A 24,319-nucleotide genomic window follows, 5' to 3' on the forward strand; every position below is an offset into this window, starting at 1 on the left:
CCCGAACGAGATCCCACCGTCCACCGGGGCGCCCTCCGGACCCGTTCCCGTAGGAGCCACCCGATGAGCCAGCCGCTGTCCCCCGAACGCGTCCGCGCCGACGTGGCGGAGCTGCTGGGCTGCGACCCGGCCGAACTCGCCGCCGAGGCGGACCTCGTCGACTACGGCCTGGACTCGATGCGGATCATGACCCTGGTCGAGCGCTGGCGCGAGGCCGGGGCCACCACCCTGGAGTTCCCCGATCTGGCCGAGCAGCCCCAACTGGCCCACTGGACCGCCCTCCTGACGGGCGGCACCGCATGACCCGGATCGACCACCGGGGCCGCCACCTGGAACGGATCGCCGAGGTCCGTGCGGGGCGGGAGCCCGAGAAGGTGGGCTACCCGATCCACATCCGGCAAACGGAGGTGGTGCGGACCGCCATGGTCGGCACCGGACTGCTCCGGGTGACCCTGGGCGGTCCGGGCGCCGCGGGCTTCGAGGCCCATGCGCCGGACGAGCACGTGAAGCTGATCTTCCCGGAGCCGGACGGTTCGCTCCGGCTGCCCGAACCGAACGGGACGATGCTGAAGTGGCCGCGTCCGTCGCCCACTTCGCGCGAGTACACGGTGCGCCGCTACGACCCGGTCGCGGGCGAGATCGACATCGACATCGCCCCGCACGAGAACGGCCTCGCCTCCGACTGGGCGCGTTCGGTCCGACCGGGCGCCGTGGTGCACGTCGCGGGACCGCCCGGCGGTCTGATCGTGCCGCACCACTACGACCGCTACCTGCTCGCGGGCGACATCACGGCGCTGCCCGCCATCGCCCGCTGGCTGGAGGAACTCCCCCGCACCGCGAAGGGCTGGGCGTTCATCGAGGTCGCGGACGCCGGCGAGGAGATCGAACTCTCCGAGCCCGACGGGTTCGAGGTCCACTGGCTGCACCGGGGCGAGCGTCCCGCGGGCACCGGAGACGCACTGGCCGGCGCCGTGACCGCGGTGACCGTCCCCGCGGGGGAGCGCGTGTACCTCTGGGCGGCGGGGGAGGCCGGGCAGATCAAACCCCTGCGCCGTTGGGCCCGTGACGCCCTGGGGCTGGCGAAGGCCGACCACGACATCACCGGCTACTGGAAGCGCGGCGTCGCCGACTTCGACGACGACCACTGACCACCGGCACGACGGTGGGACGCGACCGCGTCCCGCCCACCCCGGCGGCCCCTCCACCACGCCCTCCCCGGGCGGTTCCTCTCACCACTCACCATTCAAGGAGCAAGGCAATGTTCGTGCGCAGATCGTCGGGCCTGATCGGTGCCCTGGCGTTGAGCCTGACCCTGGCCGGGTGCGGCTCGTCCGACGACGGGAAGGACTCGGGCGCGAAGGACGGCAAGAACGAGACCCGCGTCTTCGCCGCCGACAACGGCAAGATCACCATCCCGGTCGACCCCCAGCGCGTGGTGGCCACCGGCTACGCCGTGCCCGTCCTGATCGAGGCCGGCGCACCGCTGGTGGGCATCTCCTCGTGGCAGCGCGGCGAACCCATGATGAGCGAGAAGGACCTGGCCGCCTACAAGAAGCTCACCAAGGTGGCGGGGGAGGCCGCCGCGGAGACCAACTACGAGGCCATCGCCGAGGCCGACCCGGACCTCATCGTCATCGGCGTGCCCGCCCCGGTGCTCGGCGACATCGACGTCAAGCGACTGGAGTCCATCGCCCCGGTCGTCGCGATCGGCCCGACCGTGCCCTCCGCCTGGCGAGACCTCTCCCACCGGCAGGCCGACGCCGCCGGCGCCCTCAAGCAGTTCGACAGCGTGAAGGCCACCTACGAGAAGAAGGCCGCCGAACTGGCCAAGAAGTACGCGTCCGTGCTGCCCGAGCTGAAGCTCGGACACGTCGGCTCCTACGGCGAGGTCTCCAAGGGCACCTTCCACCGCGAGTTCGGCCGCTCCTGGGGCACCAACATCGCCGAGGACATCGGCGCCGAGTACTACGGCAAGGTCAAGAAGCCCGGCCCCGGCTCGCGCGCGGTCAGCGAGTACCCCTCCATCGAGGAACTCCCCGCCTCCCTCGGCGAGGCCGACGCCATCACCTACTCGGTCCAGGCCGACGGCAGCGTGCCCGAGATGGTGAAGTACGTCATGGACTCGAAGCTGTGGAAGAACCTGCCCGCCGTGAAGGCCGGCAAGACCTACCCGATCGGCTACACCGAGGCCGCCACCTACGGGCAGGCCATGAAGACCCTCGACTCCGTCGACAAGGCGTTCGCGCCGCTGCTGGACCGGTGACCGCCGCAGGCCACGCGTCACGGCCGGGGGGAACCAAGCGGGCCGTGCCGCAGATCGGCGTCCTCGTCGGCGGGCTGGTCCTGCTGCTGGTGATCGCCCTGCTCAGCATCGGCGTCGGCGCCCGCTCGGTTCCCCCCGCCGAGGTCGTCCGGGCCCTGGTGGACTTCCAGGGCACCGACGACCACGTGATCGTCCGGGACGTCCGGTTGCCCCGCGCGCTGCTCGCCGTCGCGGTGGGCGCCGCGCTGGCGGTGGCCGGCGCCCTGATCCAGACGCTGGCCCGCAACCCCCTGGCCGAGCCCGGCATCCTCGGGGTCACCGCGGGTGCCGGCTTCGCCATCACCGTCGGCTCGGCGCTCGGCTGGGCCGGCGGGCAGGCCGGCGAGATGGGTTTCGCCGTCCTCGGCTCGGTCCTCGCGGCCCTGCTGGTCGCCGCGGTCGGCCGCCGTTCCCCGCTGCGCATGGTGCTCACCGGCGTGGCGGTGACGGCGGTGCTCAGCGGCGTCGCCCTGGGCCTGCGGCTGATGCTGCCGGACGTCTTCGACAGCTACCGCTTCTGGTCCGTCGGTTCGCTCGCCGCCCGCGAACAGGCCCCGCTGGCGCTGCCGTTGGCCGCCATCGCGGTGTCCCTCCTCGGGGCGCTGCTGCTCAGCCGGGCGCTCAACGCCCTGACCCTCGGCGAAACCGTCGCGCACACCCTGGGCGCCGGGGTGCACCGGGTCCGGGCCGCCGTGCTGGTGCTGATCACCGTCCTCAGCGGGGCGGCGACCGCAGTGGCCGGCCCGATCCTCTTCGTCGGACTGATCGTGCCCCACCTGGTCCGCCGGCCCGCGGGCGGATCGGTGCCCTGGCTGTTGCTCTACACCATGGTGCTCGGACCGATCCTGCTGCTGGTCGCCGACATGGGCTCGCGGGTCCTGCTGCCCACCGGCGAGGTGCCGGTGGCCATCGTCACCGCGTTCCTGGGGGGTCCCATGCTGATCTGGGCCGTCCGCCGCTACGGGGCGGGCTCGCTGTGAGCGCCCGGACAGGCATGCGGGCCGAACCCCGTACCGTCGTGCTCGGCGTCACCATGACCGTCCTGCTGCTGGGCCTCGCCCTGCTCGGACTCTGCTACGGCGCCTCCTGGTCCTCGCCCGGCGAGGTGCTGGCCGCCCTGGTCGGCACCGACCGCTCCCCGGTGATCCTGGAATGGCGACTGCCCCGGGTGGTCGCCGGCCTGGTCTTCGGCGCCGCGCTCGGCGTGGCGGGCGCGATCTTCCAGAACCTCACCCGCAACCCGATGGGCAGCCCGGACGTGATCGGCCTGGACGCCGGTGCCTACACCGGCGCCCTGGTCGCCATCACCGTCCTGTCCGGCACCTCGGCGCAGTTGGCGGTCGGCTCGGTGGCCGGCGGACTGATCGTCGCCGCCGTGATCTACCTGCTCTCCTTCGAACACGGCTTCTCCGGCCTGCGGCTGGTGGTGATCGGCATCGCGGTCAACGCGATGATGACCGCCGTCAACTCGTGGATCGTGCTCCGCGCCGAACTGGAGGTGGCGATCGCCGCGGTCGGCTGGAGCGCGGGCTCGCTCAACGGCGTCGGCTGGGACGACCTGTGGATCCCGCTCACGCTCATCGCCGTCCTGCTGGCCCTGATGGCGGCCCGGGCGCACGCCATGCACCAGGCGGCCCTCGGCGACTCCATCGCGGTGACCACCGGAGTCGGACTCGACCGGCTCCGCCTGCTGATGGTGCTGGTCGGCGTCGGCTGCACGGCCACCGTGACCGCCGTGGCCGGCCCCATCGCCTTCATCGCCCTCGCCGCCCCGCAGATCGGCCGCAGGCTCGCGGGCGCGCCCGGCGTACCGCTGCTCCCGGCCGCCCTGACCGGAGCGGTCCTGCTCCAAGGCGCCGACCTGCTCGCCCAGATGCTGCTGGCGCCCGTCGCGCTGCCCGTCGGCGTGGTGAGCACCGCGATCGGCGGCTGCTACCTGATCTGGCTGTTGACCAAGGAAGTGAGGCGAGCGTGACCGCACGCCTGACCGCGCAGGAGATCACCCTGCGCTACGGAGACCGGGTGGTGTCCACACGGCTGAGCCTCGACGTCCCCGACGGCGCGTTCACCGCCGTCGTGGGCCCCAACGCCTGCGGGAAGTCGACCCTGTTGCGGTCGTTCGTCCGGCTGCTGCGCCCCGAGTGCGGACACGTGCGACTCGACGGCCGGGACGTCGGCGACTACGCGCCCAAGGCGCTGGCCAAACAGCTCGGCTTCCTGCCGCAGGACCCGCTGGCCCCCGAGGACATCAAGGTCAGACAACTGGTGGGCCGTGGCAGGTTCCCGCACCAGTCGCTGCTGGCCGCGTGGTCGCCCCAGGACCAGGCGGCGGTCACCGAGGCGATGGCCGCCGCCGGCGTCGCCGACCTGGCCGACCGCTTCGTCCAGGAGCTGTCCGGCGGCCAACGCCAGCGGGTGTGGATGGCGATGGTGCTCGCCCAGCAGACCTCGTACCTGCTGCTCGACGAGCCGACCTCGTTCCTGGACATCACCCACCAGTACCAACTGCTGGGCCTCTTGGCCAAGCTGCGTGATCAGGGGCGCACGGTGATCGCCGTGCTGCACGACATCAACCAGGCGTGCCGGTTCGCGGACCACCTGGTCGCCATGAAGGACGGCCGGGTGGTCGCCGAGGGCGACCCCGCGGACATCGTGAACGCCACGCTGATCAAGGACGTGTTCGACCTGCCGAGCGTCATCGTCCCGGACCCGGTGACGGACACGCCGATGGTCGTCCCCACACTCCAAGGAGAGTAAGTTGAGCACCGCACGCGTGCCCTCGGACGGACCGCTCGCCCTGACCAGCGCCCAGTTGGGCATCTGGAACGCGCAGCGCCTCGAACCCGACTCGCCGTACTACCTGGTCGGCGACGTGGTGGAGATATCCGGTGACGAGCCGGTCGACGTCGACGCGCTCGTCGAGGCGGTCCGGGCGACCACCGAGGAGGCAGAGACCCTCCGACTGCGGATCCACGACACCCCCGAGGGCCCGCGCCAGACGGTCAGCGACGACCCGGTCGAGCGCCCCAGGGTGATCGACGTCAGCGGCCACCCCGACCCCCTCGCCGCCGCGCACGCCCTGGTCGACGCCGAGCGCGCCCGGGTGGCCGCGGAGTGCCGGGACATGGCGGACCGGCCGCTGTGCGCGCGCACCGTCATCCGACTCTCCGACCGTGAGGTGTGGTACACCCAACTCGGCCACCACCTGGTCTTCGACGGCTACTCTGCCGCGATGCTCGCCCGCCGCACCGCCGCCCGCTACACCACCCTGGTACGGGGCACCCGGCTGCCGGCGTCGACCTTCGGCCGGTTCGCCGACCTCGTCGCCGCCGACCGCGCCTACCGCGACGGCGAGCGGGCGGCCGAGGACCGCGCCTACTGGGTGGAGCGGTTCACCCCGCTGCCCGACCTCGGCGAGGTCGACCCGAGTGCCGGCCCGCCCGAGCGCACCCTGACCGCCCGCGCGGTCGTCACCCCCGAGGAGACCGCCCGGCTGCGCGCCTTCGCCACCGAGCACGGCATCACCTGGGGCGAGGCACTGATCGCCGGCTACGCCGCCTTCCTGCACCGCGTCCTGGGCCGCACCGACGTGGTGTTCGCGCTGCCCCTGATGTGCCGCGTCGGCTCGGCCGAACTGCGCACCCCCGCGATGGCCGTCAACGTGCTGCCGCTGCGGGTGACCGTGCGCCCCGGGGACGGACTGGCGGAGGTGGGCCGGCGGGTCTCCGCGGCGATGCGCGAGATGCGCGAGCACCAGCGGTACCGCGGCGAGGACCTGCCGCGCGACCTCGGCGTGCCCGGCGCCGGCGCCCTGCTGCACGGCCGGGGGATCAACCTCAAGGCGTTCGACCTGGCGCTGGACTTCGCCGGCTCGACCGGGGTGATGCGCAACGTCGCCGGCGGCCCGCCGGAGGACATGGGACTGAGCGTCCTGCCGACCCGGGACGGCGGACTGCTGCTCGGCTTCGAGGTCGACGCCCGCAGCACCGACCAGGCCGCCGTCGACGGCAAGCTGTCCGGGCTGCGCGCCCTGCTCTCCGGACTGGTCGACGGGATGCCAGTGGGACGGATCGCCCTCGCCGCGGACGCGGACCGGCTGCTGGCCGACTGGTCCCCCCGCGCCCTGCCCGGCACCCCGCAGTCCGTCCCCGCCGCCTTCGACGCCATGGTCGCCGCCGACCCGGAGCACACCGCCCTGGTCTGCGGCGAGGACCGCCTCACCGCGGCCGAGTTGGCGGACCGGGTGCACCGGCTCGCCCGTGCGCTGCGGGCCCGCGGCATCGGCCCCGAGGACGTCGTGGCGCTGGCGCTGCCCCGCTCCGCCGACATGGTGGTCGCCCTGCTCGCGGTCATGGACGCGGGGGCCGCCTTCCTGCCCCTGGACGCCGCACACCCGCCCGAGCGGCTGCGGGACCTGATCGACGACACCCGCCCCGCCCTGGTCCTCACCGACGGCACCGTCGACGGGGAGCCCTGGGCCACCCTGGTCGACGAGTCCGCCGCGCTCTCCGGCACTCCGCTGACCGCCGACGAACTGGCCGCGCCCCGCCATCCCGAGCACCTCGCGTACGTGATCCACACCTCCGGCTCCACCGGCCGCCCCAAGGGCGTCCTCGGCCGGGTCGGCGGCCTCGCCGGACTCCTGCACCACCAACGGGCGACGGCGGTCGCCCAGGCGGAGCGGACCGCCGGCCGGCGCCTGCGCGCCTCCCACACCTACTCCTTCGCCTTCGACTCCGCCTTCGAACACCTGGTGTGGCTGCTCTGCGGGCACGAACTGCACGTCTACGACGCCGACACCACCCGCGACGCCGAGGCCCTGCTCGCCGCGTACCGCCGGGACGGCATCGACATCATCGACACCACGCCGTCGATGGCCGCGCCACTGATCGACGGCGGCCTCCTCGACCTGCCCCCCGCCCTCCTGGTGCTCGGCGGCGAGGCGCTGCCGCCCGCACTGTGGCAGCGGCTCGCCGCGTCCGGCGTCGCCGCCCGCAACATGTACGGCCCGACCGAGGCGTCCGTCACCAGCAGCACCGCCCCGGTCGTCGGTGACGAGCCGACGGTCGGCCACCCGCTCGCCGGCACCCGCACCTACGTCCTGGACGGCGCGCTCCAGCCCGTCCCGCACGGCACGGTGGGCGAACTGTTCCTGGCCGGCCCGCACCTGGCCCGCGGCTACCTGGGCCGGCCGGGGGCGACCGCGGAGCGGTTCGTGGCCGACCCCTTCGGCGCGCCGGGGACCCGGATGTACCGCACCGGCGACCTGGCCCGCTGGGTGCCCGACCGCGGCCTGGAGTACCTGGGCCGCGGCGACGGACAGGTCAAGATCCGCGGCCACCGGGTGGAGACCGGCGAGGTCGAGGCCGCGCTCGGGGCGGTGCCCGGGGTCACCGCGGCAGCCGCCACGGTCCGCTCCTCCCGACTGCTCGGCTACGTGGTGTCCACCTCCGTCACCCCCGAGGCGGTCCGCGCCCACCTGGCCGAGCGGCTCCCCGACCACCTGGTGCCGGCCGCGGTGGTGGTGCTGGACGCCCTGCCCCTCACGCCCAACGGCAAGCTCGACCGCGCCGCCCTGCCCGCCCCCACGACCTCCGGCGGCGGCCGGGAACCGAGCACCGCACGCGAACGCCTGCTGTGCGGGGTCCTCGCCGAGGTGTTCGAGGTCGAGCGGGTCGGGGTGGACGAGGACTACTTCGCGCTCGGCGGCGACAGCATCACCGCGATCGCCGTCAGCAGCCGGCTGCGGGCCCGCGGCCTCGACCTGCGGCCCCGGGACCTGCTGGCCCGCCGCAGCTTCGCCGCCCTGGCCGCCTCCGCCGCCGAGGTGGACGGGGCCCCCGAGCCGCTGGACGAGCCGACCGGCCCGGTACCGGCGTCACCGATCGTCCGCAGCCTGCTCGACCCGCACCCCGACGTCGACGTCATCGCCGGATACGCCCAGTGGACCGTCCTGAAGGTCGACGCGCTCGCCCACCGGGACCTGCTGACCGGCGTCCGGGCGGTGCTCGACCGGCACGACGCGCTGCGCCTGCGGGTCGTCGACGGGGACGACGGCCCCCGGCTGGACGTCCTCGCCCCGGGCGAGACCCCGGCCGTCGTCCGCGAGACCCACGACCAGGACGTGGCCGCCCTGGCCCGGGACCTCGCCGGGGAACTCGACCCCCGCTCCGGCGACCTGCTGCGGGTGTCCCTGGTGCGCACCGAGGACGACGCCCCGGACCGGCTGGTCGTCGTCGTCCACCACCTCGCCGTGGACGGCGTGTCCTGGCGCATCCTCCTGCCCGACCTGCACACCGCCTGCACCGGCGGCACCCTCGAACCGGTGGGCGCCTCCTGGCGACGCCACGCGACGCTCCTGGCCGAACAGGGCGCTTCGGGCGCCCGCCGGGACGAACTCGACCACTGGCGCACCGCGTTGGCCTCCGCCTCCCGGCTGGGCGCTCGACCGCTGGACCAGAAGCGGGACACCGCGGCCACCGCCCACCGCTCGGTCACCCTCGCCTCGCCCGAGGTCACCGAGGCCCTGCTGACCACCCTGCCGGCCGCCTACCGCGCCGGTGTCGACGAGGTGCTCCTGGCCGCCGTCGTGCTCACCCTGCGCGGCCTGGGCGCGGCCGGCGACGCCGTGACCGTCACCCTGGAGGGCCACGGCCGCGAACACCTCGACCTGTCCCGCACCGTCGGCTGGTTCACCAGCGAGTACCCGGTCCGCGTCCCCGCCGCCGGCACGGTGCGGGAGGTGCTGCGCGCGGCCAAGGAGGCCAAGCGCGGCGTCCCCGACGCCGGCGTCGGCTACGGGGTCCTGCGGTCCCTCGACCCGGTCGCCGGTCCCGAACTGTCGGCAGTGCCGCCGCCGGACGTGCTCCTCAACTACCTCGGCCGGTTCGGCTCGCTGCCCGACACCAGCTGGCGACTGCCGGAACAGGACGCCTTCTCGGTCGTCGAACCCGGGGCCAAGGCCCTGGAACAGGTGCTGGCCCTCAACTGCTTCGTCCACGAGGAGGGCGCGCCGCGACTCGCCGTCGAGTGGACCGCGGCGACCGGAGTCCTCGACGCCGCTGCCGTGACGGCCCTCCAGGACGCCTGGGCCGCCGCCCTGGACGCGCTCCTCGCCCACGTGCTCGACGCACCGGGCGGACTCACCCCCTCCGACCTCCCGCTGGTCGACCTCGACCAGGCCGCCGTCGACGCCCTGGAGGCCGCGGACGGCGTCGGCCGCATCGCCGAGGTCCTGCCCGCCACCCCCCTCCAGGTCGGTCTCTCCTTCCACACCCTGGTCCGCGACGACCAGGACACCGACGTCTACGTCGTCCAGGCCCTGACCACCCTGGTCGGCGAACTCGACCCGGACCGGATGGCCGAGGCCGCCCGGGAACTGCTGCGCCGTCACCCCGCGCTGCGGGTCCACCTCGCCCCGACCGGGGACGGCGTGGTGCAGGTGGTCCCCGCCGAGGTCGTCCTGGACTGGCGCCGCGACGACGACTTCCCCCGCGCGGCCCGCGCCGAACTGGCCCGGCCCTTCGATCCGACCCGCTCCCCGCTGATCCGCTTCCTGCTCTCCCGGGTCGGCCCCACCGAACACAAGCTGGTCATCACCAACCACCACGCCCTCCTCGACGGCTGGTCGATGCCGTTGGTCGGCCGCACCCTGCTGGCCATCTACGCCGAACTCGGCGGCGGCCCCACAGCCCCCACGGCCCCGCCGCTGACGGAGTACTTCCGCTGGCTCGCCGACCGCGACCGCGGGGCCTCTCTCGCCGCCTGGCGCACCGCGCTCGCCGGCGTCGAGGAGGCCACCCGACTGGCACCCGCCAGCACCGGCACCGGCGTCGAGCGGCCCGGCCGGGTCGCCGTCGACCTGGGCCGCGAGTTCAGCGACCGGCTGCGCGCCTTCGCCCGCGAGCAGGGCGTCACCCTGACCACCGTGCTCCAGACGGCCTGGGGCCTGCTGCTGGGCCGGCTCACCGGCCGCCGTGACGTCGTGTTCGGCTGCCCGGTGTCCGGACGGCCCTCCGAGGTCGACGGGGTCGAGTCGATGATCGGGCAACTCGGCACCACCATCCCGGTGCGGGTCCGGCACGCCCCGGACACGACGGCCCGGGACCTGATGGCGCAGGTGCACGCCGAGAGCGTCGCCCTCGCCGAGCACCACTACGTCGGACTGCCCGACATCCAGCGGGCGGTCGGCATCGGCGACCTGTTCGACACCATGCTGGTGATGGAGAACTTCCCGCTCTCCAGCCGGAAGCGCACCCCGCTCGCCCCCGGGCTCGACCTCGCCGGGGTGGAGATCACCGACGCCACGCACTACCCCCTGACCGTCATCGTGATCCCCGACGACGCCATCACCATCGGACTCGGCTACCAGCCGCGCGCCTTCACCAGGGCGACCGTGCGCGACTACGGCCGCTGGCTGCACCACCTGCTGCGGGAGATCGTCGCGGACCCGACGCGACCGGCGGTCCGCATCCCCGCGCTCGACCCCGACGAGCGGGCGCGGATGCTCGCCACCGGCGACGGGGGCGCGCCCGCCCGGGAACGCGGCCACTGGCTGGACGAGTTCGCCGCCTGGGTGCACCGCACCCCCGACGCCGAGGCCCTGGTCTGCCGCGACCGCAGCCTCAGCTACGCCGAACTGGACCGCCGGGCCAACCGGTTGGCCCGGGCGCTCATCGCCCGCGGGGTGCGACCCCAGGACCCGGTCGCGGTCCTCCTCGGGCGCGACGTCGACATGACGGTGGCACTGTTCGCGGTGGCCAAGGCGGGCGGGGTGTACGTGCCGCTCGACCCGGGCTACCCGCAGGACCGGCTGGCCTACATGGTCGAGGACATCGCCCCCGCCGCCGTGGTGACGGCCGGCGCGGTACCGCCGGGCGACCGGGCGGTCCCGGTCGTGCGGCTGGACGACCCTGCCACGCTCGCCCGGCTCGCGGACACCGACCCGGTGGAGGCCCGCACCGGGCTCACCGCGGACTCCCTGGCCTACGTCATCTACACCTCCGGCACCACCGGACGCCCCAAGGGCGTCGGCGTCACCCACCGCGGCGTGCCCGACCTCCACGCGCTCCAGGAGGAGGTCCTGGGGCTCACCGCGCACGACCGGTTCCTGCACTTCGCGTCGACCAGTTTCGACGTCGCGTTCTGGCAGACCATGATGCCGTTGCTCTCCGGCGGCACCTCCGTGATCGCGCCCGAGGAGGTGCGCACCTCCGGCGACGCCCTCCTCGACTACATCGCCGAACACCGGGTGACCGTGGTGAACCTGCTGCCCTCGTTCCTCGCGGCGATGCCCGACGACCGCACCATCGACCCGGACGTGCTCCTCATCGTCGGCGCCGAACGCCTCGACCCCGCCCTCGCCGCGCGCTGGGGCGAGGGCCGCAAGGCGCTCTTCAACGCCTACGGGCCCACCGAGGTCACCATCAACTCCACGCTCTGGAGGTACGACCCGGACGACCCCGGGCCACTGCCGATCGGCCGCCCCGACCTCCACGTCCGCGCCTACGTGCTCGACGGCGGGCTCCAGCCCGTCGGCGTCGGCGTCACCGGGGAGCTGTACCTCGCCGGCCCCGGCCTGGCCCGCGGCTACCTCGGCCGACCCGCCCTGACCGCGGCGGCGTTCGTCGCCGACCCGTACGGCCCGGCGGGGAGCCGGATGTACCGCACCGGTGACCTGGTGCAGTGGCGCCCCGACGGACAGCTGGCCTTCCTGGGGCGCGCCGACCACCAGGTCAAGGTCCGCGGCTGCCGGATCGAGCTGGGCGAGATCGAGTCCGCCCTCGGGCGTCACCCCGACGTCCGCGCCTGCGCGGTGATCGTGCGCGCCGGCCGGCTCCTCGGCTACGTCATCCCGACCGACGGCGCCGACCCGGACCCGGTGCGACTGCGCGCCCACCTGGCCGCCGAACTCCCCGACCACATGGTGCCGACCGCGCTGGTGTCCCTCGACCGCCTGCCGCTGGGCCCCGGCGGCAAGCTCGACACCGCCGCGCTGCCGGACCCGGAGACCGCCGCCACCGCCCGGCGCGCACCCGCCACCGAGGCCGAAGCCGCTCTGCTCGCCCTCTTCCAGGAGGTCCTGGGCACCGAAGAGGTCGGCCTCGACGACGACTTCTTCGCCGTCGGCGGCGACAGCATCGTCTCCCTCCAAGTGGTCTCGCGCGCCCGCCGCCGAGGGCTCGGCCTCACCGCACGGGACGTGTTCGAAGGTGCCACCGTCGCCGGGATAGCGGCCCGGGCCCGTGCCCTCGCCCACGAGGACGCCCCCGCGGTCGGCGACGCACCGCTCACCCCGATCATGCGGGACCTGCTGCGCCGCGCCGGCACCGCGGCCGACGGCTTCTGCCAGTGGATCGAGGTCTGCGTCCCGCCCGGCGGCGACGAGACCAGCTGGCGGGGCGTCCTCGACGCGCTGCTGGCCCGGCACGACGTGCTCCGCGCCACCCTCGTCGACCGGGCGTTGCGCATCCCGCCGGTCGGCGCCGTCACCGGGGCCGCGGTGCTGACCCGGCTGCCCGCGACGGGCGACCCACGGGCACGGGTCGACTCCTGGATCGCTGACGTCCGCCGCGCGATGGACCCGCGCACCGGTCCGCTGCTGCGCGCCCTGTGGGTGGACGCCGGACCCGCCCGCCCGGGCCGACTGGTCCTGCTCGCCCACCACCTGATCGTCGACGGCGTCTCCTGGCGGATCCTGCTGGACGACGTGCAGCACGCCCACGACGGCGGCACGCTCGCCCGCCACGGCCAGTCGTTCCTCGGCTGGGCGCGTGCGCTGCGCGAGGCCGACCGCCGTACCGAACTCCCGCACTGGCAGGGGATCACCGCCACCCCGGCGCTCACCGAGCCGCTCGACCCCGCCCGGGACACCGCGGCCACCGCCGTGCACCACGAGTTCCGGCTCGACGCCGACACCACCCGCGCCCTGATCACGACCCTGCCCGCCGCCCACCGCACCACTCCCGACGCCGTCCTGCTCAGCGCGCTCGCCCGAGCGGTACGGGCCTGGCGCGCGGTGCCCGAACTGCTGGTCGCCCTGGAGAGTCACGGCCGTCCGCCGCAGGTCGACCTGGGCCAGACCGTCGGCTGGTTCACCACGGTCCACCCGGTGCGCCTGCACGCCGACGACGACGTGAAGGCGGTCGCCGACCGGCTGCGCGCCCAGGGCGACGGACTGGGCCACGGCATCCTCACCGCGGCCGGCCTGGTGGACCCGGTGCCGGTGGAGGTGGCCTGGAACTACCTCGGGCAGTTCCCGGGCGCCCCCACCGAGGAGACCCCGTGGCAGGCGCCGCCGGACGCGGACCCGCTCGGCTCGGGCGGCACCGACGAACTGCCCCTGCCGTACGGGCTGATGGTCAACGCCCTGGTCCGTGACGAGGCCCTCGGCGTGCGGATCACCTGGCCGGCCGCCCTGTTCACCACCGCCGAGGTCGAGGACCTGGCCGCCCACCTGCGCAGCGCGCTGCTGAGCACCGCCGCCGCACCGGAGGTCCGGGCCCTGGACGGCGACCTCACGATCGCCGCGGTGCAACCGCTCACCCCGCTCCAGGAGGTGATGCTGCGGCACTCGCGCACCGAACGCCCCGACCCGTACACCGTGCAGTCGACGTTCTCCCTGGCCGGCCCGCTCGACCCGGAAGCGCTGCGGGCGGCCGGCGCCGACCTGCTGGCCCGTCACCCCCACCTGGGCGCCGTGTTCCCGGCCGACCTCGCGGTGATCCCCGCGGCCCCGCGGCTCGCGTACCGCGTGGTCGACGGGCCCCCGCAGCAGGTGTTGGCGGCCGACCTGGCCGAACCGTTCGACCTCGCCGCCGGGCCGCTGCTGCGGCTGACCGTGATCCGCCGCGGCGAGGAACTCGCCGACCTGGTCATGACCAGCCACCACGTGCTCTCCGACGGCTGGTCCGCCCCGCGCATCCTCACCGAGTTGTTCGCCCTGTACGCGGCCCGCTGTCGCGGTGGGGCCCCGGACCTGCCGGCCCCCGTGCCCTTCGACGCCTATCTGCGCTGGCGCGCCGACCACGAGCCCGACCTCGACGTCTGGGCCGCCGAGCTGGCCGGCCTGCCCGAGGGCGACCACCTGGTCGGCGGCGAGGTCGGCCCGGCCTGGCAGGAACCCGCGGTCCTGACCTTCGACGCGGCCTTGGTGGCGGACCTCGCCCGGCAGGCCGCCCGCCGCGGCCTGACCCGCAACACCCTGCTGCAAGGGGCCTGGTCGGTGCTGTTGGCGCGGCGCTCCGGCCGTCGGGACGTCTGCTTCGGCGCCATGGTGGCCTGCCGGCCCCCGGGGCTGGAGGGCGTCGAGGAGATCATCGGTCTGCTGGCCAACACCGTGCCGGTGCGGGCCCGACTGGGCGGCACGCTCGCCGAGGTGCTCGTCGACCTCCAGAACCGTCAACAGGCACTGGTCGAGCACCAGCACGTCGCCCTCACCGACCTGGAGCGGCTGACCGGGGTGCGCAGGCTCTTCGACAGCCTGTTGGTGTTCGAGAACTACCCGGTCGATCCGGACCGCCTCCGGGAACCCGCCCCCGGCCTGGAGGTGGTGGGCACCCGCTTCCGCGAGGCCACCCACCACCCGGTCACCCTGACGGTGATGCCGGACGGCGAGGGCTGGACCGGTGTGCTCGCGCACCGCGCCGGAGTGGACGTCGCGGGGCTGGCCGGGGAACTGCTCGACCTGCTGCGGTCCTTCGGCGACCACCTCGACGAGGACGTCAGCGACCTCCTGGAGCCCCGATGAGCGAGAACGCCGCGCCCCCGACCGAGCGGATCGACGGACGCCTGCTGCGGATCGCGTTCATCCTGGTCCTCGGGACGTTCATGGCCACGGTGGACGCCACGATCGTCAGCGTCGGCATCGACACCCTGACAGAGGAGTTCGACGCCTCCGTCGCCGAGATCCAGTGGGTCTCCACCGCCTACCTGCTGGCCGTCGTCGCCGCGGTGCCCGCGTCCGGTTGGCTCGCCGACCGGTTCGGCGGACGACGGACCTGGATCGCCGCGGTGGGACTGTTCCTGCTCGGTTCGCTGCTCTGCGCGCTGGCCTGGTCCACGACCAGTCTGATCGTCTTCCGGGTCGTCCAGGGCCTCGGCGGCGGACTGCTGCCCGCGACCGGGCAGGCGCTGCTGGCGCGGGTCGCCGGTCCCGGCCGCACCGGGCGGGTGATCAGCATCGTCGCCGTCGTTCCCCTGCTGTCGCCGGTGCTCGGCCCGATGGTCGGCGGCTCGATCCTCGGGGTGGCGTCCTGGCCGTGGCTGTTCCTGGTCAACCTGCCGATCGGTGCGGTCGCGATGGTGTTGGCCCGTCGGCACGTGCCGGCGGTGCCGCCCTCGGAGCGGCGGGCGGCGTTCGACCTGCGGGGGGCGGCGCTGCTTTCGCCGGGTCTGGCCGTGCTGGTGTTCGGGCTGACCGAGGTCGCCCACGGGCGCACGGTGCCGGCCGTGATCGGCGTGGCGGCGGGCCTGGGCATGCTGGTCGGGTTCGTGGTGCACGGGCTGCGCACCCGGGGCACCCCGCTGATGGACCCCCGGCTGTTCGCCCGGCCGCCGTTCGGTGCCGCGGCCCTCTCGCTGGTCGTGCTGGGCGCGTCGGTGTTCGGCACGATGTTCCTGTTGCCGCTGTACTTCCAGACCGGTCGCGAACTGTCCGCGTGGGAGGCCGGCTTGCTCCTGGCCCCCCAGGGTCTGGGGGCGGTGGTGGGGACGGTGCTGGTCAACCGGACCATCGACAAGGTGGCCCCCCGCTCCCTGGTGGTGACCGGCATCGTGCTGATCCTGGTGGGCACGGTCCCGTTCACCCAGCTGGGCCACGAGCCGGCGGACGCGGTGATCGCCGTGACGCTGGTGGTGCGGGGCGTCGGCGCGGCGATGGTGGGTGCACCCCTCATGAACATCGTCTACTCCCGCATCGAGCCCGCGCACCTGCCGCGCGCCGCGGGTGCGCTCAACCTCCTCAACACCGTGGGCGGTTCGCTCGGTACCGCGGCGCTCGCCGTGGTGTTGCAGGACCGGTTGGCCGCTCGTGGTGCGGACGTCTCCCAGGCGTTCGCGGACGCCTTCTGGTGGGTGCTCGGATGCTGTCTGCTGGCCGCGGTCGGGGCGACCAGACTGCCCCGCACCCATGCGGGGAAGGACGCCTGACCCCGTGCCCGGTCCGGGGCCGCCGCACGCGACCGGTCCGGGCACGGCACGGCGACCCGTCCGGGGGGATCCCTCCGGCGGGGTCGACGGCGCGCCGGATACGGCGCGTCTCACCCGGCGATTCCCAACACGCCTTATGCGCAAGTGTGTTGGGAAATGGGATCCGTCACTTGGCGGTTCGGTCCCGTCGACAGGGTGGCTCAAGTAAGGTTAGCTTTACCTAAATTCAGGGGGAGCGGTGTCCGTGAACGGACGGCTTCGACACCCCCTTCACCTCCTCCACCCCTCACAGGCTGCTGCCCCACACGATGGGAGTGACATGTCACAGGTTCTTCCTGGCGACGCACCTCTGATCCATGACCTCATAGGCATCGGCTTCGGCCCGTCCAACGTGGCCATGGCGATCGCGCTCCATGAGCACAACGCGGGCGTCGCGAGACGGGATGCCGTCACTGCCCACTTCTTCGAGCGCCAGCCGCGCTTCGGCTGGCACCGCGGCATGCTGATCGACGACGCCACGATGCAGGTCTCCTTCCTCAAGGACCTGGTGACGCTCCGCAACCCGTCCAGCGCGTACACCTTCCTGTGCTACCTCCAGAGCAAGGGGCGGCTGGTCGACTTCGTCAACCACAAGAGCTTCTTCCCGCTCCGCGTGGAGTTCCACGACTACCTGGAGTGGGCCGCGGCGAAGGTCGACGACATGGTCTCCTACGGCCACGAGGTCATCGCCGTCGAACCCGTCGTGCACGACGGCGTGGTGGAGTACCTCGACGTGACGGCCCGCTCCGGAACCGAAACGGTCACCCACCGCGCCCGCAACCTCGTCATCGGCACGGGGCTGCGCCCCTTCGTGCCCGAGGGGGTGGAGCGCACCGACCGCGTCTGGCACACCTCCGAGCTGCTCACCAAGCTCGACCTGCTCGACGGCGCCGACCCCTCCCGGTTCGTCGTCGTCGGCGCGGGGCAGAGCGCCGCGGAGAACGTGGCCTACCTGCACCGCCTCTTCCCCGAGGCCGAGGTCTGCGCGGTGTTCTCGCGCTACGGCTACAGCCCCGCCGACGACAGCAGCTTCGCCAACCGGGTCTTCGACCCCGCCGCGGTGGACGAGTACTTCGCCGCTTCCGACGAGGTCAAGCACGAACTGATGGACTACCACGGGAACACCAACTACTCCGTGGTGGACGTCGACCTGATCGCCGACCTCTACCGGCAGGCGTACCAGGAGAAGGTGCTCGGCACCGAACGGCTGCGCTTCCTCAACATGTCGCGCCTCACCGGTGTCGAGGAGACGGGCGACCGGGTCCGGGCCACCGTCCGTTCCTCGGTCACCGGAAAGGACACCGCCCTGGACGCCGACGTGGTGGTGTTCGCCACCGGCTACAGCCCGGTGGACCCCTTCGACGTCCTGGGGAAGGTCGCCGCCCGCTGCCACCGCGACGAGGGGGGACGCGCCCGCGTCGAGCGCGACTACCGCCTCACCACCGACCCCGACGTGCGGTGCGGCATCTACCTCCAGGGCGGCACCGAACACACCCACGGCATCACCTCCTCCCTGCTCTCCAACATCGCCGTCCGGGTCGGCGAGATCCTGGACTCGATCGTCGAACGCGGTGCGGCGAGCGCTGTGGACGAGCCCCGACCGGTGGTCGACGGCATCGGTTCGGTCCGCTGAGACGCGGCTCCCTCCCGGAGTCCCCTCCCTGGCCCGGCCCCGGCCGGGACCCGTGGCGCGCCTTCCGCGCGGCCGTCCCCCCACCGTTCACCCCCGTGCCCACAAGGAGTGGCGACGCATGAGCACCAACCCGTTCGACGACCCGGAGGGCCGCTTCCTGGTCCTGGTCAACGACGAGGACCAGCACTCGCTCTGGCCGTCCTTCGCCGAGGTGCCCGCCGGCTGGCGGACCGTCTTCGGCGAGGACACCCGCGAGGCGTGCCTGGCGCACGTCGAGGAGCACTGGACCGATCTGCGCCCCGCGAGCCTGGTCGCCCACCAGGGCTGACGGAGCGCCCCGCGGCCCGTGCCGTCCGTGCCGCCCGTGGCGAACCTGCCGCGGGCGGCACGGTGCGTCCGGGGTGCTGCGGCTCCGCCGCGGCACCGCCCGCGCACCGCGTCCACCCGTACGGACGTGCCGTGCCGACGCGAGCGATGGTCACCCGTGCGACATCCCCGCGTCGCCCGACGGCCCCCCGACCTGCACCCGCGTGCCCGATGCTCGTCACGACGGACGCACCCGCTCCTCCAGAAAAGGCACCCCATGTCGCACCGTTCCGTGACCGCGCGCCTCCGGCGCTCCTCCGGGCGCGGTCTCGCCGTGGCCGTCCTGGCCGCGCTGACCACCACGACCCTCATCGCCCCGCCGGCAACGGCGGCTCCGGGGGGTGGCAAGCAGCAGGGCCACCGCTTCGACCTCCAGGCCCACCGCGGCGGCCTCGGCCTCGTCGTCGAGAGCACCATCGCCTCCTTCTCGAACGCCCTGGAGACCGGCGTCAGCACCTTGGAGCTGGACGTGCAGATCACCGAGGACGGCCACGCCGTCGTCACCCACGACCGGCGCGTCGCCGCGACGAAGTGCCGGGACACCGGGCCGGTGGTGCCCGGGGACCCGCAGTACCCCTACGTGGGCGACTACGTCGTGGACCTGACCCTCGCCCAGGTGCGCACCCTCGACTGCGGTACGCAGACCCTGCCCCAGTACCCGGGACAGCGCCCGAGCCCCGGCGCCAAGATGCCGCTGCTGTCGGAGGTGTTCGACCTCGTCAAGCGCTACAAGGCGAACAAGGTCCGGATGAACATCGAGACCAAGGTCGAAGCCGCGGCGCCGCACGAGACCGCGCCCCGGGAGCAGTTCGTGCGGGTCGTCGCGGACGAGGTGCGCAAGGCCGGGTTCCTGAAGCGCGTCACCGTCCAGAGCTTCGACTGGGGCGCCCTGATGAGGATGCGCGAGGTCGAGCCGAAGCTGCCCGTCGTCGCCCTCACCAACGGTCAGCAGTTCCTCCAGGTCGGCGTGGAGGGGAAGTCGCCCTGGCTGGGCGGCCTCGACATCGACGACTTCGGCGGCGACCTGGTCGCGGCGGCCAAGTCGTTCGGGGCCGTCGCCATCTCACCGGTGCACGGCGACCCCCAGGGCGGGAGCGTCGACGACCCCGGGTACCGGCCGTACGTGACCGCGGGTCTCGTCAAGAGGGCCCACGCGGCCCGGATGAAGGTGATCCCCTGGACCGTCAACGACACCGCGACCATGAACAAGCTCATCGACGACGGGGTCGACGGCATCATCACCGACTACCCGAATCGGCTCCGCGCGGTGATGGCCGAACGCGGATTCACCCTCCCCAAGCCGCAGCGCGCCCCGCGCTCCTGAGCGACCACCCGGCGAACCGTCGGGGCGGAGAACCTCCCCGCCCCGACGGTTCACCGGGGCGCGTCACCACCCTCAGGCGTCACGGCCCTGGGCGGCGGCCTCGACGTCGGCGAAGATCCGCTCGCGGACCCTCTCCGTCGCCGCGCCCGCGTCGGCCCGGTCCAGGTCGGTCAGCACCCCGTTCCGCTTGCGCACGGCTCCGCCGACGACGACCGTGTCCACGTCGCTGGGCTGGGTCCGGAGGACCACATGGGCGGCAGGGTCGCCCAGGGCCACCCCGTAGGGCGCCGTGTTGATCAGGACGATGTCGGCGAGCTGCCCGGGGGCGAGGCGGCCGAGGTCCTCGCCGAGGCCGATGGCGCGTGCCGCGTTCACCGTGGCGTACTCCAGCATGTGGCGGGGTTCGACCATGGGGACCCCGGGGCGGCGGGTCAGCGGGTAGCGGCCGGCCTCGCGCTCGTCGAACGCATCGACGCTGCGCATCAGGAGGAAGGTGAGGCGCATGGCGGCGAACAGGTCGATGGGAACCCGGGCCGGGGTGTCGATCCCCAGGGTGGAGGCGACCCCGGCCCGGTGGGCGCGGTTGAGCACCGTCATGGAGCGACCGCCGCCGAACTCGCACTCGGGGGTGAAGGAGATGCTTCCGCCGCAGGCGGCGATGAACTCCAGTTCCTCGTTGTCGGCGGCGTTGGAGTGCGCGGGCACGATGTCGGGGCCGAGCAGTCCGGCCTCGTGCAGGGCGCGGATCTGACCGGCCGGGTTCTGGTGCACGGTCATCTGCATGCCCAGCTCCCGGGCCAGCGCGATCTCCTCGGCGATCCGGCCCATGCTGCCGCGCTCGATCGAGGCGAGCGCCATGCCCACCCGGAGCAGCCCGTCGTCGCCGGTCTCCTTGCTCAGCTCGCTGACGTGGTCCAGGCGCCAGGCGTCCTCGCGGGGCGCGCCGTCGAGGCTGGAGAGCATGCCGTAGGCCCACAGGGTGCGCTGCCCGGTGGCCCGGTGGGCGTCGAGCGCCGCTTCGGCGTGGCGGGGCGACATCACGTTGTGGCAGAAGTCGAGGACTCCGGTGACCCCGGCGTCCAGCATCTCGATGGAGCCGGCGAGGGTGGCGTCGTGGATGTCCTCGACGCCGAAGTGCTCGCGCAGGTAGAACACGCGGGACTGGTAGTCGTCGAAGGTCCAGCCGGTGGCGTGCAGGCCCTTGAGCGGGGTCTGCCAGGCGTGCATGTGGGTGTCGATCAGCCCGGGGAAGGCGATCATCCCTTGGGCGTCGATCACCTCGGCCTGCGGGTCGGTGAGTTCGGGGGCGACGGCCGAGATGCGGTCGCCGACGACGAGGACGTCGCCGGTGGTGAGGTCACCGAGTGCCGGGTCCATGGTGAGGACGGTGGCGCCCTTGATCAGCAGGCGGGACTCGGTGGAGCGGTTTTCGGGCACGGCTGACTCCCTGGGAGACGGGGGAAGGCGATGGATGCACGGCGGTGGTCACCGCGGTGTGGGCGGACCGTTCGCCGGCGTGGTGGGGGCTCGGTCGGGCGCCCGGGGGCGCGGCGTGGGCTCCGGAGCGCGGCTCAGCCCCGGGGCTTGGCCTCCTTGTACCGGAACACGGCGACGTCGCCGGTGGTGGAGACGACGTTCTCGACCTTCTTCGGGTTGTACGCCCAGAAGCCCGAATAGTCGAAGTAGGCGCAGTCCAGGGCCTCTTCGTCGATGATCCGCGACATCTTCTGCCAGGCCGCGTCCTGCGCCGGGGGCGTCTTCGCGGCCAGCGCGTCGGCGGCGGCGGAGGCGAGCCGGGGGTAGGGAAGCTTCAGCGGGTTGCCGGCGGCGTCCGGTGCGAACTTGCGCTTGTAGTAGTCGTCGGGGCCGGAGCGCGAACCGTCGGAGAGGATCGAGGCCGGGTACTCGCCGCTCTGGAAGGTGCTCAGGAACTGGGCGAAGTTGGGGAGTTCGAGCGTGACGTCGACGCCGATCTTCGCCATCTGGTCGCGGAACAGCTCGGCCACGGGCCGCTGGGTGTCATAGCTGATCAGGGTGAACGAGCGTTTCCCGCCGCCCAGTTCGGACATCAGCTCCTTGGCCTTGGCCAGGTCGTAGGGGTAGCCCTTCAGCGAGGGGTCGTGGCCGGGCTGTCCCTCGGGGAAGCGCTGGGTGTGGATCTCGCCCTTGCCGCCGAGTGCAGCGTCGAGGTAGTCCTGCGGGTTCATCGCGTGGCACACGGCCTGGCGGAACGCCTTCTCCTTGAACACCTTCTCGGTGTCGTACATCTGGAGGTGCCAGAGCACGGACGGGAACGAGGCGGAGGCGAGGCCCTCCTTCTCGGCGCGCTCCGCCAGCGGCGGGCTCGTCCAGACGACGTCGAGTTGTCCGCCGCGCAGGGCGTTGTAGAGGCTGTCGGGGTCGTTGATCTGGGTGACCTCGATGCGCTCCGGACCGACCGACTCCTTGTCGTAGTAGTCGTCGAACGCGGTGACGACCGTGCGCAGCCCCTTGGTGGACGCCTTGGCGTCGTACTTCCAGGGCCCGGTGCCGACACCGGCCGTCTTCCAGTCGCCCGCCTCCAGCGATTTGGGGGAGATCATGTACATCGCGAACCGGGCGAGGTTGTTGACGAGGCTCGGGGCCGGTTCCTTGAGGTCGATGCGGACGTGGGTGGCGTCGACCGCGGTGATCGACTTGACGGCGCCGAGTTGGTTCCGGTACTGGCTGGGGGTGTTCTTGACGCGTTCCAGGTTCTTGACGACGGCGGTGGCGTCGAAGGGCGTGCCGTCGTGGAAGGTGACGTCGGAGCGGAGGGTGAAGTCGACCCGCAGCGGGGTCTGCTTCCACTCGGTGGCCAGTTGCGGCTGGAGGGTGAAGCCGTCCGGGGCGATGCTCAGCAGCGACTCGTAGACCAGCGAGGTGAAGGTGCTGTTCTGCTTGGTGACGGGGTCCCAGTCGGTGAACTGTTGGTTGGTGCCGAAGCGCAGGGTTCCGCTCGGCCCGCCGGCGGTCCGCTCGGTGCCGGCCTTGTCGTCCGTGCCCGTGTCGCTGCACGCGGCGAGGGTGACGGCCAGCGCGGTGGCGAGGAGGGCCGTTCCGGCCGTCCGGGCGGTGCGTCTTCGAGGGGAGAGGGTGGCCCGTCCCACGGGCGTGCGCACTCCGTTGTTCGTCACAGCGAAATCCTCCGCACAGTTGTGTGAGCGAGAATGCGATGTGCGTCATGGTGGACGCATGTGCAGTATTCCTGTCAAGAGTCGCGTAATCCCTCGCGAAATCCTGGGAATGCCAGGGGAGGAAGCGGAGAAGGGCGACAAGACGCCCAGCGGTCATCCCTGCATCAGGGGGAAGGTGTCTTGTTTGCTGTACGAATGTGCAAGATAACGTTCACCGTTGGACGGGGCCGTGATCAGCGAGACGCCGTGCGGGCACTGCGGATCACGTGATCAACGGCTACGCCGGGCCTCCGGAGAACGCCGGACGGGCGCGACGCTCACCCCCGCCCGTCCTTTGCGCCCGCACCGCCGCACCGCACCCGGTCGTCCCCCTCGGGCCGGGCCGCCCGGTGCATCCGCGCCGAGAGCGTGCGCAACCGCTCGACCAGTTCCTCGGGTTCGTGCACCACGAAGTCGAAGCCGAACGCCGCCACCCACACGGCGAGGTGGTCCAGGCTGTCCGCCCCGATGCGCAGCAGGCACGACCCGTCGTCGAGGGGCTCCACCGTGCCCAGCATCGGCGGCACCTCGTCGACGACCTCGTCCGCCGGGCCCCGCATCGTCACCACCGCCCGGTGGCGGAACGGGGCACCGGCGCGACCCGTCTCCAGGTAGGCCACCAGGTCCTCCGCCGGCAGCGGCCGCGGGGTGAACCCCGGTCCCGTGGGCACCCTGAGCGTCAGCCGGTCGACCCGGAACCTGCGCCAGTCGGACCGGTGGGTGTCCCAGGCGAACAGGTACCAGCGCCGCGCGTCGTGCACCAGCCGATAGGGTTCCACGTCCCGCACGCTGGGCTCGCCCCCGTACGAGACGTAGTCGAACCGCAGCCGCTCCCGGGCCCGGACCGCCGAGGCGATCGAGGTGAGCACCGCCGGGTCCACCGTGCGGCCGACCCCGGGCAGCGTGACGACCGCGGCGTTGAGCGCGTCCACCCGGTGGCGCAGCCGCGAGGGCAACACCTGGTCCAGCTTGGCCAGCGCCCGTACCGAGGTCTCCGCGATGCCCGTCACCGCACCCGCCGCCGCCGTGCGCAGCCCCACAGCGACGGCGACCGCCTCCTCGTCGTCGAGCAGCAGCGGCGGCAGCGAGGCGCCGGCCCCCAGCCGGTACCCGCCGCCGGCACCCCCCACGGCACCGATCGGATAGCCCAGCGCACGCAACTTCTCGACGTCGCGCCTGATGGTGCGCGCACTGACGTCGAGCCGGTCGGACAGGTCCCGTCCCGACCAGTCCCGGCGGGTCTGGAGCAGCCCGAGCAGACGCAACAGCCGGGCCGAGGTGTGCAGCATGACGGGAGTCTCCCACCGGTCGCG

General features: G+C 73.2%; 14 protein-coding genes. 11 read left to right on the plus strand and 3 right to left on the minus strand.

Features of this window, described 5'->3' with window-relative positions:
* The first annotated feature begins 63 nt into the window (after window positions 1–63).
* The 11 genes from ACSMX9_RS27755 to ACSMX9_RS27805 all read left to right on the plus strand — a co-directional run bounded on the left by ACSMX9_RS27755 (window position 64) and on the right by ACSMX9_RS27805 (window position 19,812).
* Window positions 64–303: a phosphopantetheine-binding protein gene (locus tag ACSMX9_RS27755; protein WP_445398062.1), complete on the plus strand. Its 240-nt coding sequence runs from the start codon at window positions 64–66 to the stop codon at window positions 301–303.
* Window positions 300–1,148 carry a siderophore-interacting protein gene (locus ACSMX9_RS27760; protein WP_445398064.1) on the plus strand — a complete coding sequence of 283 codons (849 nt, stop codon included), beginning with the start codon at window positions 300–302 and terminating at the stop codon, window positions 1,146–1,148. Before ACSMX9_RS27755 ends, ACSMX9_RS27760 begins: the two co-directional genes overlap by 4 nt.
* 110 nt (window positions 1,149–1,258) lie before the next feature.
* Window positions 1,259–2,263, plus strand: a complete 1,005-nt coding sequence (locus ACSMX9_RS27765; RefSeq protein WP_445398066.1) for an ABC transporter substrate-binding protein — start codon at window positions 1,259–1,261, stop codon at window positions 2,261–2,263.
* Entirely contained in the window at window positions 2,260–3,282 is a 1,023-nt protein-coding gene (locus tag ACSMX9_RS27770) for a FecCD family ABC transporter permease (protein WP_445398068.1), read from the plus strand. Before ACSMX9_RS27765 ends, ACSMX9_RS27770 begins: the two co-directional genes overlap by 4 nt.
* A 14-nt stretch (window positions 3,283–3,296) precedes the next feature.
* The gene (locus ACSMX9_RS27775; RefSeq protein WP_445403116.1) at window positions 3,297–4,277 is read left to right on the plus strand and encodes a FecCD family ABC transporter permease; all 981 of its coding nucleotides are present in this window, start codon (window positions 3,297–3,299) and stop codon (window positions 4,275–4,277) included.
* Entirely contained in the window at window positions 4,274–5,059 is a 786-nt protein-coding gene (locus ACSMX9_RS27780) for an ABC transporter ATP-binding protein (protein ID WP_445398070.1), read from the plus strand. The genes ACSMX9_RS27775 and ACSMX9_RS27780 overlap by 4 nt, the downstream gene beginning before the upstream one ends.
* Before the next feature lies 1 nt (window position 5,060).
* On the plus strand, window positions 5,061–15,050 hold the full coding sequence (locus ACSMX9_RS27785; protein ID WP_445398072.1) for an amino acid adenylation domain-containing protein: 9,990 nt from the start codon (window positions 5,061–5,063) through the stop codon (window positions 15,048–15,050).
* Window positions 15,047–16,450 (plus strand): MDR family MFS transporter, encoded by a 1,404-nt coding sequence (locus tag ACSMX9_RS27790; RefSeq protein ID WP_445398074.1) that lies wholly within the window; start codon window positions 15,047–15,049, stop codon window positions 16,448–16,450. The genes ACSMX9_RS27785 and ACSMX9_RS27790 overlap by 4 nt, the downstream gene beginning before the upstream one ends.
* Window positions 16,451–16,769: 319 nt before the next feature.
* Window positions 16,770–18,122 (plus strand): lysine N(6)-hydroxylase/L-ornithine N(5)-oxygenase family protein, encoded by a 1,353-nt coding sequence (locus ACSMX9_RS27795; protein WP_445398076.1) that lies wholly within the window; start codon window positions 16,770–16,772, stop codon window positions 18,120–18,122.
* 118 nt (window positions 18,123–18,240) lie between these two features.
* A complete protein-coding gene (locus tag ACSMX9_RS27800; protein ID WP_445398078.1) occupies window positions 18,241–18,450 on the plus strand; it encodes an MbtH family protein in 210 nt (69 codons plus the stop codon).
* 255 nt (window positions 18,451–18,705) lie between these two features.
* Complete coding sequence (locus tag ACSMX9_RS27805) at window positions 18,706–19,812, plus strand: glycerophosphodiester phosphodiesterase (protein WP_445398080.1); 1,107 nt, start codon at window positions 18,706–18,708, stop codon at window positions 19,810–19,812.
* Window positions 19,813–19,884: 72 nt separating this feature from the next.
* Here the strand turns inward: ACSMX9_RS27805 and ACSMX9_RS27810 are convergent, their stop codons facing one another.
* The 3 genes from ACSMX9_RS27810 to ACSMX9_RS27820 all read right to left on the minus strand — a co-directional run bounded on the left by ACSMX9_RS27810 (window position 19,885) and on the right by ACSMX9_RS27820 (window position 24,295).
* Complete coding sequence (locus tag ACSMX9_RS27810; RefSeq protein ID WP_445398082.1) at window positions 19,885–21,249, minus strand: amidohydrolase family protein; 1,365 nt, start codon at window positions 21,247–21,249, stop codon at window positions 19,885–19,887.
* Between the two features lie 134 nt (window positions 21,250–21,383).
* A complete protein-coding gene (locus ACSMX9_RS27815) occupies window positions 21,384–22,967 on the minus strand; it encodes an ABC transporter substrate-binding protein (protein WP_445398084.1) in 1,584 nt (527 codons plus the stop codon).
* Between the two features lie 317 nt (window positions 22,968–23,284).
* The gene (locus ACSMX9_RS27820) at window positions 23,285–24,295 is read right to left on the minus strand and encodes a helix-turn-helix transcriptional regulator (RefSeq protein ID WP_445398086.1); all 1,011 of its coding nucleotides are present in this window, start codon (window positions 24,293–24,295) and stop codon (window positions 23,285–23,287) included.
* Between the last annotated feature and the right edge of the window lie 24 nt (window positions 24,296–24,319).

It is taken from the genome of Streptomyces sp. LE64 (genome assembly GCF_052606915.1).

Bases quoted from the DNA above. Each gene is read 5' to 3' on its own strand.
- ACSMX9_RS27755 (WP_445398062.1), top strand. From the start codon at position 64: ATGAGCCAGCCGCTGTCCCCCGAACGCGTCCGCGCCGACGTGGCGGAG.
- ACSMX9_RS27760 (WP_445398064.1), top strand. From the start codon at position 300: ATGACCCGGATCGACCACCGGGGCCGCCACCTGGAACGGATCGCCGAG.
- ACSMX9_RS27765 (WP_445398066.1), top strand. From the start codon at position 1,259: ATGTTCGTGCGCAGATCGTCGGGCCTGATCGGTGCCCTGGCGTTGAGC.
- ACSMX9_RS27775 (WP_445403116.1), top strand. From the start codon at position 3,297: ATGCGGGCCGAACCCCGTACCGTCGTGCTCGGCGTCACCATGACCGTC.
- ACSMX9_RS27790 (WP_445398074.1), top strand. From the start codon at position 15,047: ATGAGCGAGAACGCCGCGCCCCCGACCGAGCGGATCGACGGACGCCTG.
- ACSMX9_RS27795 (WP_445398076.1), top strand. From the start codon at position 16,770: ATGTCACAGGTTCTTCCTGGCGACGCACCTCTGATCCATGACCTCATA.
- ACSMX9_RS27800 (WP_445398078.1), top strand. From the start codon at position 18,241: ATGAGCACCAACCCGTTCGACGACCCGGAGGGCCGCTTCCTGGTCCTG.
- ACSMX9_RS27805 (WP_445398080.1), top strand. From the start codon at position 18,706: ATGTCGCACCGTTCCGTGACCGCGCGCCTCCGGCGCTCCTCCGGGCGC.
- ACSMX9_RS27820 (WP_445398086.1), bottom strand. From the start codon at position 24,295: ATGCTGCACACCTCGGCCCGGCTGTTGCGTCTGCTCGGGCTGCTCCAG.